Source organism: Halobellus inordinatus, assembly GCF_024498335.1.
Taxonomy (GTDB): domain Archaea; phylum Halobacteriota; class Halobacteria; order Halobacteriales; family Haloferacaceae; genus Haloquadratum; species Haloquadratum inordinatus.
On the sequence record NZ_CP101825.1, the window covers coordinates 1,682,445 to 1,693,607 of the forward strand.

Below are 11,163 nucleotides of genomic sequence, written 5' to 3' on the forward strand. Positions count from 1 at the left end.
CAAGCGGAGACAGCGCTGCCCGAACGGATTCCACTCCTCCGGTCTGTCAGTTCTCACGTGCCGCGTCGATGACGCGCGTGAACTCCCGTGCGGTCTCGGTGATCGATTCGAAATCGCCCGCAGCGATCGCCTCGTCGTCCATCAACGCACTGCCAGCGCCGACGACCACCGCGCCGGCGTCGATGTAGTCGGCGGCGTTGTCGACGTCGATACCGCCGGTCGGCATCAGTGGAATCTGCGGCAGCGGGCCGGCGATGCTCGACAGGTGGTCCGACCCCATCGACGATGCGGGAAAGACTTTGACGAGATCGGCGCCCGCCTCGAAGGCGTCGAGCGCCTCGGTCGGTGTGAGAGCGCCCGGCGCGACCACCGTCCCGTAGCGGTTGCACGTCTCGACGACCCCTTCGTCGAACGTCGGGCCAACCACGAACTCAGCACCGCTGGCGATGGCCGCGCGCGCCGTCGCGGCGTCGAGGACCGTCCCCGCGCCGACGATCGCCTCCTCGGCCGAGAACGACGCCGACACCTCCGCGATGAGGTCCATCGCGTCCGGGTTGTCGGCCGTGATCTCGAAGGCGGTCACGCCCCCGTCAGCCAGCGCCGACGCGACGTCGATGATCGTGTCCGCGTCGGCACCCCGCATCACTGCGACGACGCCGCTGTCCACCAGTCGTTGTACATCCTCGTTCGTGTCGGGAGTGACCATCTCGTCTACGGACTCGGCGTCTGCGAGAATAAACCCCGGCGGCGCGATGGCCGCAGTCCAGCGTGCGCGCGGTCCGGCGTGCGTCGCCTACGGCCCGTCCGCGGCACCGCACGCGTCAGCCGACGCGTCAGTCTGTCCGCGGCACCGCGAATGCGCCGGCGACGAAGAACGCGGTCGCGAGCACGACGACGGCGGCGAGGTTCGGGAGCGCGACCGTCGTCGCGTCGGCGTACGTCACTGCGCGGATGCCGCGGGCGACGTACGTCAGCGGCGAGAAGCCGAGCGCCGGGCGGAACCACGCGGGCAGGAGATCGGGCGTGACGAACGTCTCCGAGAGGAACAAAAGCGGCAGCGCGATCGCGTTCGAGGCCGCGATGACGCCGTCCTGTGAGTCCGCGACGCGGCCGATGATCGCCCCGAGCCCGCAGAACAGGACGACGCCGAGCGCGACGAACGGGACCACGAGCAGCGTCGCCGGCGTCGCCGGAATGGCCGTTCCGGTGACGAGGATCGAGAGCGCGAGCAGCAGCAGCGCCGCGACGCCGATCACCACGACGTTCACGAGCGCCTGCGCGAGCAGCCACTCGACGCGAGAAAGCGGCGTCGTCGCCAGTTTCTCGAAGCGGCGACCCTCTCGATAGCGAGCGACCGTGCTCCCGACGCGCGACAGCGGGGTGAACAGCACGACGACCGCGAGATAGCCCGCGATGTAGTAGCCCTTCGGCTCGGCGAACAGGCCGCCCCCGGTCGGCTGGGTCTGTACCAGCGCGCCGAAGATCACGACGATGATCGCCGGGAAGAAGAACGTGAAGAACACCGCAGTCCGGCGCCGGAGGAAGGCGTGCCAGGAGGCGGTGAACTCCGCGCGGATCCGACCCAGCCGAGTCATCGTTCCGCCTCCTCGAACGACGTTCCGGTGAGTTCGAGATACACGTCTTCGAGATCGGGCTGTTTCCACGTCAGCGATTCGAATTCGACGCCCTGGCTCTCGAAGGCGGCGACGACGTCACCGATCTCGCGCGGGCCGACGTCCTCGACGACGAGGTGGCCGTTCCGCGCCGACACGTCGTAGCCGGCGCCGGACGCGTCGAGAGTCGTCGGCGGCGCGTCAGTCTCGAAGAGGAGTCGGCTCCGCCCGCCGTGGGCCTCGACCAGTTCACGCGGGGGTCCGCGCGCGACGAGGCGACCGTCGCTCAAGAAGCCGACGCGGTCCGAAAGCCGCTCGACCTCCGCCATCGAGTGGCTCGTGAGAAGCACCGTCGTCCCCCCGGACGCGAGGTCTTCGAGTAGCCCCCACAGCGCGCGCCGCCCCGCGGGGTCGATCCCGGTGGTCGGTTCGTCGAGAAACAGCACGTCGGGGTCGTTCACGAGCGCGATGGCGACGCAGACGCGACGCTGTTGCCCGCCCGAGAGCGTCTCGTACCACTGCTCGGCCGTCTCGCCGTCGATGCCGACGTCGGCGAGGACGGCGTCGGGATCGCGTGCCTCGTCGTAGAGGCCGGCGTACTGCCGGGCCAGTTCGCGCGCCGTGAGTCGGCCCGCCGGCGAGAACGACTGCGGGAGGAGTCCGATCTGTGACTCCTCGACTCGGTCGGGGGCACTCCCCAGCACGGAGATCTCTCCTTCGACTTCGGTGGTCCCGGTCAACGCCCGGACCAGCGTCGTCTTTCCGGCCCCGTTGGGGCCGACGAGGCCGAACACCTCCCCGGGGTCGATCTCCAGCGAAACGCCGTCGAGGGCCGTCACGTCGCCGTAGGACTTCCGAACGTCCTCGGCGACGAGTGCCGCTGTCATACTTCTGCGTCGGGTCCGTCGGGTGGTAAGGGGTTCGGATTCGCTCTCCGAGCGACGGGTGATCGGGACCGGAGCCCGGACGGACGAGTTGGCTCCGAACGGACGAGCCCTCTCCGACGGATGAGTACCTTCCGACGGACGAGTTCTTATAGGGATTATCGTGAGTCTCCATAGATGTCTCGCCGGACGATACGGCGAGAAACTCCGAACAGTTACGAGAATCCCTGTTACGACTCGGACGAACTACCCTTGTAGGTTCGGCCCTTCCCTCGCCGTATGGATCGACTCCGCAGACGCCGATTCCTTCGCGCGGGCGTCGCCGCCGGATTCGCGTCGTTCGCTGGCTGTAGCGCTCCGAGCGGATCTGACGAGACAACCGAGACAGATGGGCCGGGCGCGGGAACTGACGAGGGCGGGACGGCGACGGACGGGTCGACGACCGACGAGACGGGTGGGGCAGGGACTCGAGTCCCGAAACCGACGGAGACTGACGGGCCGCGACCCGAACTCGCCGACTCGCGGGTCGCGCTCGACCCCGTGGCGTCGGGCTTCGCAGCGCCGCTGGATTTCGTCGCGCCCGCGGGCACCGACCGTCGATCCGTCGTCGACCGCGACGGCCGGATCTGGGAGCTCACCGACGAGGGGCGGCGCGAAAGGCCGTTTCTCGACATCTCCGATCGCGTCGTGCTCGGGAGCGAACGCGGCCTCCTCGGCGTCGCCGCGCATCCGGACTTCGCCGACAACGGTCGGCTGTACGTTCGCTACAGCGCAGCGCCGCGAGCGGGAACGCCCGGCAACTACAGCCACACAGCAGTTCTGGCGGAGTTCACCGTCGACCCGGACGCACGCACTGCCGCCGCCGACCGAGAGCGCACTGTACTCGAAGTCCCCCAACCCCAGGGCAATCACAACGCCGGCGCGGTCGCGTTCGGCCCGAACGGCTACCTCTACGTGCCGTTCGGCGACGGCGGCGCGGCCAACGACGTCGGGACGGGCCACGTCGGAGACTGGTACGACGCGGTCGACGGCGGGAACGGCCAGGACGTCACGGAGAATCTGCTGGGGAGCGTCCTCCGGATCGACGTCGACGGGCGCGGCGGCGTCGACGGGGCCGACGGCGACAAACCCTACGCGATCCCGTCGGACAACCCGCTCGTCGGTCGCGAGGGACTCGACGAGCAGTACGCTTGGGGCTTTCGGAACCCCTGGCGACTCTCCTTTTTCGGCGAGGACCTCTACGTCGCCGACGTCGGCCAAGGCGCCTGGGAGGAGCTGAACCTCGTCGAACGCGGCGGCAACTACGGCTGGAACGTGCGCGAGGGCGCACACTGCTTCCGCCGGGACTCCTGCCCGACGGCGACGCCCGATGGCACCCCCCTAGTCGACCCTGTCGCCGAATATTCACACGACGAGGGCGGAATTTCGGGCGTCTCGATCATCGGCGGCTTCGTCGTGAACGCCGAGACGCTCCCCGACCTGCGCGGCGCGTACGTCTTCGCGGATTACCTCGCGCGCGGTCGACTCTTTGCCGTCGATACGGGTGCACGGCCGCCGTGGGATATCGCGCCCGTCTCGGTGGTCGGCGACGCCGACCTCGGACAGTACGTGCTCGGGTTCGGTCGCGACCAGGACGGCGACCTCTACGTCCTCACGACCGGGCGAACCGGTGGCGAGGGCGACAGCGGTCGCGTCGCTCGTCTCGTCGCGCCATAGCGCGGACGGACTGCCGCCAGATTCAGGGCTCCGATGCCTCGTCTTCGTCGTCGCCCGCTGTCTCCGCTGAATCCGACGTCGCCGGCGTGTCGTCGTCGCTCTCCTCCGATCGCTCCTCGCGCGGTTCGACGTCCTCTTTGATCGAGGCGAGTTCGGCTTCGACGTCGACTTCGGGCGCCTCAGCAGACGTCTCGTCGGCCCGCTCTCCGTTACCGGTCTCTTCCTCGCCGTCGGCTACACTTTCGCGTTCGTGACTTCCGCGCTCGCGACGGTCACGCTCGTCCATAACGTCGATTTCGACCCCCCCGGATTCGGAGCCGCCCCGGTCGAGAGAGTCGTCTCTCCCCTGAGAACTCTCATCGCGGCGGTACCCGTACCGCTCGGCGTCGCTCTCGCGGGACGTCTCTGCGAGGCGCGTCGACACCTCCGCGGAGAGCCGACGGGCGTCTTCGAGCAGTTCCCGCGAGGACTGATCTTCCGGCAGGTCGGACTCCGAGAGCGCGGTCTGAAGCTCCGAGAGCGCGCGCTCGACGCCCGAGACAGCGCCCCGGCCCACGCCCGCGACGCCGTCGCTCAGGCGCACCGTCGACGACCCGCTCGCTCGGTCGCTCCGCTCGAACGCCGACCGCTCGGGGTCCGCGAGCCGGAGCATTCCGCGGAGCAGTTCGAGCGACTGGATCGCCGTCTCCAGCGTGGCGATGAGCGTCGGGAGAGTGTACTGCTCGGTGAACCGGAACAGTTCCGAGAGCGACGGCGGGCGCGGACGAGTGCCTCTCCGTCGCCCCCGCTCGCCTTCGAGGCGGCTGTCGTCGGCCGTCTCGGCGCGCTGTCGGGAGGGATCGTCGGCCTCGCGAAGTTCGTCACGAAGCGCTGCGAGCGTCCGGTCAAGATCGTCGAGGAGCGCCGGAAGGTCCTCGTCTGCGGGGTCTCTTGAGGCCATATTCGATCTACGTCTCGGGCGCTGAAAAGCGTGTGCGCCGCTCGCGGATCAGTTCACGAGGAGACGAGCGCTCACGGGTAGATGAATCTTGACTGCCGCACGGGCAGCGCACAAAAGGACAGCCGTTCCGAGCCGGGACTGACGCTCGTGTGGAACGACGGCTCGACGCACCAGGGAGAGAGGTGGTCGAGGTGCGGTATCGAGTGCGATGGTGTCCTCGGTCGATCGCACGTGGCGTGCGGCCGAGCGGGAGACTCGCAGACGATACCTGCTAAATGGGGACTACGGGAAGGTCGCGCCGATTAGTCGTCGGCGACGGTGCTCTCTTCGGTCGCCGCACAGCGGTTCGGGCCCAGTTCGAGCTCGGTCTCCTCGCTCTCGTCTTCGGGCTCGTACTCGCCGGCGTTCGTCGCGATGACCTGCTCGTAGTTCGGCGGCTTCGACGGGAGGTTCTCGAACATGTGCTCGACGAACTCGTCTTCGGACTGCCGGATGAGCGTGTTGTTCTCCCAGATGTAGCCGACCGTTGAGAACATCGGCTGGCCGGGCGTGACGTCGACGTACTCGCCGTCGTTGGTGACCGAGAAGTGACCCGGCAGGATCTTCACGTCGTTCGGCTCGGTCATGATGACGTTCTGGAGCGTGTTGTACTGGACGCGGGCGCCGTCGCGGGCGTCCTTGTCGGCGAACTGGAGCTCCGTCCGGCCGATGGACTCGACGAACAGCGTGTCGCCCGTCATCAGGGCCTCGTCGTCGACGAGGTACGACGTCATCCCCGTCGTGTGCCCGGGCGTGTGGACGGCCTTGATCTCTACGTCGCCGAGTTCGACGGCGTCGTTCGGCTCGATGGCGTCGAACTCGAACTGCGGGTCGCGCGTCTCGGCGGGCGCACCCAGGTGGTACGGCACGTCGAGCTTGTTCGCGAGCTTTCGACCACCGGAGATGTGGTCGGCGTGGATGTGCGTGTCGAAGACGTGCGTGACCTTCAGACCGCGCTCGTTGGCCGCTGCGACGAACTCGTCGCTCGCGCGGGTGACGTCGATGAGCGCCGCCTCACCGGCGGACTTCGAGCCGACCACGTAGCCCAGACAGCCCTTCGAGCGCCGCTGGAGCTGCAGGATGACCAGGTCGTCGTTGGACGTGGCGATCGGGGCCACGTCGTAGACCATACTCCAGGCCTCCATTCCGCCCTCGACGGTCTTGACGTCGTGGGCGTAGCCCTCGCGCTCGAGGTACTCCGCGAAGCTTTCGGCGGAGTTCCCCGTCGCACAGATCGTCACGACGGTGTCGCCGGCGCCGATGTCGTCCTCGTCGAACTCGCCGACGAGTTCGTCGTTCGAGCCGGAGTACTCGACGTTCTCGGCTTCGGCGATGTGCCAGTCCTCGAAGGACTCCGGATCACGCGAGTCATAGAGGATGAAGTCCTCGTCGGCGTCGATCATATCTCGCAGTTCTTCGGCGGTGATTGTCTCGACCATCGTCGGTGCGATATTGTAGGCGTGTACCTAAACCATTTCCAGCAGGGAGAATATTTTGTGCAAAACCGGCCCAGGCGGGGCGATTGCGGCAAAGAACCAGAAATTATTGTGTATATATTTTCATCGTGTGCGTCGCGGGACGTTCGAGATAGTGGTTTAAGACCGTGGGAAGCACCAATAACGTCTTGTATCCGTACTCCCAAATTCGTATTGTACTGAAAATGCAATATAATGGGGCTGAGGAATCACTGTCAGAGCTGCCGCCCAGCTCGAAGTTTATCTATCACGTCCTCTCACACGAAGGGTCGATGACGTTGAAACAGATCACAGAAGAGACGCTCCTGTCCTCGCGGACGGCCAGATACGGGCTCAACGAACTGGAAGACGCCGACCTCATCCAGTCGGCACCCGCCCTCCACGACGGTCGACAGACCTGCTACAGCATTCAGCAGCGGTCGATCGGGGACGACAGGACCGGCTACTCGGAGTCGGTACTGGTCAAACCCGACTTCCTTGCACGAGAGATCCCGGACTTCGAGGAAGACGATCCGGATCTCCGCTTAGTCGAGGTCTCGACGAAGTACGACGAGGGGCACATCCCCGGCGCGATCGAACTCGACCCCCGCCGCGACTTCTCGGCGTCGGGGCGTCGCGTCATCCCGGACGCCGATCGCCTCGAAAGCGTACTGGGCGAGCGCGGTATCACACCGGACTCGACGGTCGTCCTCTACAGCGACGGTTACAACGAGTTCGCCGCGTTCGTCTACTGGACGCTCAAGTACTACCAGCACCGGGACGTCCGTCTCCTCAACGGCGGCAAACGCTACTGGACGGAGAACGACTACCCGACGACGACGTCGGAGCCGACGGTCACGCCCGTCGAGTACGAGGCGTATCCCCCGAACGACCGGATCCGCGCCCACCGCCGGGACGTCCGCGATGCGCTCTCGGACGACGTCGCCATCGTCGACGTCCGCTCGCCCGAGGAGTACCGCGGCGAAGCCGACGACCCGGCGCGTGCGAGCGGCCACATCCCTCACACCGTCAACATCGAGTGGACGAGCGTCGTCCGCGAGTGCGGCCGTTTCGAGCACGCTCGGGCCCTCGAACGACCCTTCGCCGAGGCCGACATCGATCCGACAGACGACATCATCGTCTACTGCAACATCGGTGAACGCTCGGCGCTCGTGTGGTTCGCCCTCTCGGAACTGCTCGGCTACCCCGACGTCTCGAACTACGACGGCTCGTGGTCCGAGTGGGGCAACCTCGTCGACGCACCCGTCGAAACTCCGGACGAAGAGTAACGCCCCCAAGCCCCTTCGCCGTCTCGTGTGTCGGCGACTGACCGATCAGCAGTGTTCTCCCTCTTTTTGCCCACCGCGCCCTGTCACGCTGTACTATCTGCAATAATTTCCACTAGGTATTTGTAGTAATCGATGATTTAGTATACGTATGAATAGATTGTCACCAGACAGATTGCTGCGACCCGCCGCCGGAATGCAGCAATTATTTCCCAAAAACTCCGTAATGTGGGATAGATTATGCAAAATACGTGGTGTATGTCACCATTCAGGTGGATCTCAAACTAAGAACGGATGGCTATGGATCAGATAGTAGTTCTCGGTGCTGGGGTCGGTGGCGCGATGTCCGCCAATATGCTCCGGCGTCGACTGGATAGTAGTGACGCGGAGATCACTATCGTCGACAAGAGTACCCAACACGCCTATCAGCCATCGTACTACCTGCTGCCGTTCGGCTATATGGAGCCGGAAGACCAGTTCCGCGACGTCAGCGAGGTAATGCAGAGCGGCGTCGAGTTCCTGCAAGGTGAGGTAACAGGCGTCGATCCGGACGCCAAAACAGTCCAACTCGCCGACGACGAACTGTCGTACGACTACCTCGTCGTCTCGCTGGGACACCGCCTCGCGGCCGAGGCGACGCCCGGAATGATGGAAGGATGGGAAGACACCGACTCGGTGTTCCCGTTCTACTACTTCGACGCGGCGATGGAGATGCGCGAGGCACTCCAGGATTTCGACGGCGGCACGTTTGTCGTCTCCGTTCCCGACACGCCGATCAAGTGCGGCGGCGCGCCGCTGAAGATGACTATGCTCGCGGAAGACTACTTCCAGCGACAGGGCATCCGCGACGACGTCGACGTGGTGATGACGAAGGGCGGCGACGCCGTCTTCGGCGTCTCGCCGTACCGCGAGAAACTCGAAGAGATCTGGAGCGACCGCGACATCGAGTTCCGTGGCGGCTTCACCGTCAGCGAAGTCGACCCCGACGAACAGGTCATCCACTCCGAGGACGGCGAAACCCAGGAGTACGACTTCTACGCGCCCGTCCCGCCGCAGTACGGCCAGCCGGCGCTCACCGACAACTCGCCGTTGACGGAGGGCGACGACGAGTACGACGGCGAGTACGTCACCGTCGACAAGCACACGCTCCAGCACACCGAGTACGAGGACGTCTTCGCGCTCGGCGACGCCGGCAACACGCCGAACGCCAAGACGGCCGCCGCGGCCCGCAAGCAGGCACACGTCGTCGTCGACAACCTCGAATCGCATATGGAGGGACGCCCGCAGACGGCCAAGTACAAGGGCTACGCTGCCTGTCCGCTCCTCACGAAGAAGGGTAAGGCGATGGTCGCTGAGTTCGACTACGAAGAAAGCATCTCCGCACCCGTCGAGAGCCGGATGAACTGGATTATGGACATCAACATCCTACCCAGTTTCTACTGGAACGCCTGGCTCCACGGGTACGACCCACTCCCCTGACTATGGCGAGCGAAAATCGATCCCTCGACGCCGACAGCGAGATGGAGATCGAGAACCGGGAAGAACTACTCCGGACGATCGACGAGAACGCGGACGAACTCGCAGAGCTCCTCCGGATGCTCGCACAGACGGAGGACCTCGCCGAGGACCTCGTCCCCGAACTCCGCGAGACGGTTCGCGAGAACCGCGAACCGATCCGCGAGCTGCGCGTGGCGTTCGAGCGCGAGGAGACACTCACGCTGCTGACGAAGGTCGGTGAGGAATCGGACACGCTCTTGGAACTCCTCGACGTCCTCGCGGCGTCGAAGGGACTCGCCGACGACCTCATTCCGGAGCTTCGTATCGTCGTCCAAGAGAACCGGGATGTCCTCGAACGGCTCCGGCTCTCTCTAGAGAAAGAAGAGACGATCATCCTGCTCGAACGCCTGGGCGAGAACGCGGACACGCTGATCGAGATGCTCGATCTGCTCGATGCGACCCACGACCTCGCGATGGAGCTCACGCCGGAGCTTCGCGACGTCGCCCAGGACAACCGCGACGTCATCCGCGACTTCCGGATGGCGGCCGCCGGGTTCGCAGACGCCCACGCCGAAAGCGACGTCGAGATGTACGAGCTGGGGCGGAACGCGGGCAATATGGTCGCACTCGTCGAGACGCTCGGCGACCCGAAGGTCACCAAGGCGCTCGACGAGACAGTAGAAGGGCTCGCACAGGACGATCCCAAGCCGGTCGGGTTCTTCGGGCTCATCGGCGCGCTGTTCGACGCCGACGTGCGACGTGCGCTCGGACGGCTGCTCGCCGCAGCTCGGGGTCTCGGGAGCGTCGACTTCGACGACTCCGAGTAACGGAAACCGATCGGTTTTTATTCCTTGGGTCGTTATAATTCGGTACTACGAAAACAGAATTTCGCTTCTGCGGAAGTTTTGTTCTATTCTTCGAAGATTCGCCACCAGAGGACGAAAAAATAGGCCCTATAGCGCCGGCTTAATACACAACGTCCTAAGGCCGAACTGCAATGACAGAGCCTACGGCAGACCCCGACGAATCGGCCGGCGCCCCAGGAATCGGCGATCAGTTCCCCCAGCTCACCGTGGAGACGAGCCACGGCGAACTGACCATCCCCGACGACTACGAGGGCAAGTGGCTCGTCCTGTTCAGCCACCCCGGCGACTTCACGCCCGTCTGTACCTCGGAGTTCGTCGCCTTCGAGCAGCGCCGCGAGGAGTTCGAGGAACTCAATGCGGAACTGCTCGGGCTGTCGGTCGACCGCGTACACTCGCACATCAAGTGGACCGAGTGGATCGAGGAGAACCTCGACGTCGACATTCAGTTCCCGATCATCGCTGACGACCAGGGCTCGGTCGGAAAGCGCCTCGGGATGATCCACCCGGGCGCAGGCACCTCCACCGTCCGGAGCGTCTTCCTCATCGACCCCGAGGGTACCGTCCGCATCGTCCTCACGTACCCGATGGAGATCGGCCGCAACATCGACGAGATCCTCCGCTCGCTGCGCGCGCTCCAGATGAGCGACGAGGAAGGCGTCGCCGCGCCCGCTGACTGGCCCGAAAACGAGAAATTCGGCGACCGCGTCCTCCTGTCGCCGCCCGGCACCGACGCCGACGCCGAAAAGCGGACAGCCGAAGCCGAAGACGACGACGAACTCGACTACTACGACTGGTGGTTCGTCACCAAGCAGCAGTAACGCTGCCCACGAAACGGCGTCGCACGTAGTACAGCCAGTCAACCGAAATC

10 protein-coding genes are annotated in these 11,163 nt (G+C 65.3%); 5 read left to right on the forward strand and 5 right to left on the reverse strand.

Going from position 1 to position 11,163, the window contains the following annotated elements:
- Positions 1 to 46 precede the first annotated feature (46 nt).
- The 3 genes from NO362_RS08710 to NO362_RS08720 form a co-directional block, all read right to left on the reverse strand.
- A complete protein-coding gene (locus NO362_RS08710; protein ID WP_256544919.1) occupies positions 47 to 706 on the reverse strand; it encodes a bifunctional 4-hydroxy-2-oxoglutarate aldolase/2-dehydro-3-deoxy-phosphogluconate aldolase in 660 nt (219 codons plus the stop codon).
- Between the two features lie 127 nt (positions 707 to 833).
- Positions 834 to 1,595: an ABC transporter permease gene (locus tag NO362_RS08715; RefSeq protein WP_256544920.1), complete on the reverse strand. Its 762-nt coding sequence runs from the start codon at positions 1,593 to 1,595 to the stop codon at positions 834 to 836.
- Complete coding sequence (locus NO362_RS08720) at positions 1,592 to 2,500, reverse strand: ABC transporter ATP-binding protein (protein WP_256544921.1); 909 nt, start codon at positions 2,498 to 2,500, stop codon at positions 1,592 to 1,594. The genes NO362_RS08715 and NO362_RS08720 overlap by 4 nt, the downstream gene beginning before the upstream one ends.
- A 276-nt stretch (positions 2,501 to 2,776) precedes the next feature.
- Here NO362_RS08720 and NO362_RS08725 point away from each other — a divergent pair, with 276 nt between their 5' ends.
- Positions 2,777 to 4,213, forward strand: coding sequence for a PQQ-dependent sugar dehydrogenase (locus NO362_RS08725; protein ID WP_256544922.1), 1,437 nt, complete (start codon positions 2,777 to 2,779; stop codon positions 4,211 to 4,213).
- 22 nt (positions 4,214 to 4,235) lie between these two features.
- Here NO362_RS08725 and NO362_RS08730 read toward each other — a convergent pair whose 3' ends face one another.
- Positions 4,236 to 5,153, reverse strand: coding sequence for a DUF7547 family protein (locus NO362_RS08730; protein ID WP_256544923.1), 918 nt, complete (start codon positions 5,151 to 5,153; stop codon positions 4,236 to 4,238).
- A 302-nt stretch (positions 5,154 to 5,455) separates the two neighbouring features.
- Complete coding sequence (locus tag NO362_RS08735; protein ID WP_256288401.1) at positions 5,456 to 6,631, reverse strand: MBL fold metallo-hydrolase; 1,176 nt, start codon at positions 6,629 to 6,631, stop codon at positions 5,456 to 5,458.
- A 308-nt stretch (positions 6,632 to 6,939) separates the two neighbouring features.
- Between NO362_RS08735 and NO362_RS08740 the strand changes: the two genes are divergently transcribed.
- The 4 genes from NO362_RS08740 to NO362_RS08755 all read left to right on the forward strand — a co-directional run bounded on the left by NO362_RS08740 (position 6,940) and on the right by NO362_RS08755 (position 11,113).
- A complete protein-coding gene (locus tag NO362_RS08740; RefSeq protein WP_256288402.1) occupies positions 6,940 to 7,935 on the forward strand; it encodes a sulfurtransferase in 996 nt (331 codons plus the stop codon).
- Positions 7,936 to 8,232: 297 nt separating this feature from the next.
- Positions 8,233 to 9,411 (forward strand): NAD(P)/FAD-dependent oxidoreductase, encoded by a 1,179-nt coding sequence (locus NO362_RS08745; protein ID WP_256544924.1) that lies wholly within the window; start codon positions 8,233 to 8,235, stop codon positions 9,409 to 9,411.
- Between the two features lie 2 nt (positions 9,412 to 9,413).
- Positions 9,414 to 10,256, forward strand: a complete 843-nt coding sequence (locus tag NO362_RS08750) for a helical membrane plugin domain-containing protein (RefSeq protein ID WP_256288403.1) — start codon at positions 9,414 to 9,416, stop codon at positions 10,254 to 10,256.
- Positions 10,257 to 10,426: 170 nt separating this feature from the next.
- Positions 10,427 to 11,113, forward strand: a complete 687-nt coding sequence (locus NO362_RS08755; protein ID WP_256544925.1) for a peroxiredoxin — start codon at positions 10,427 to 10,429, stop codon at positions 11,111 to 11,113.
- Positions 11,114 to 11,163: the final 50 nt, after the last annotated feature.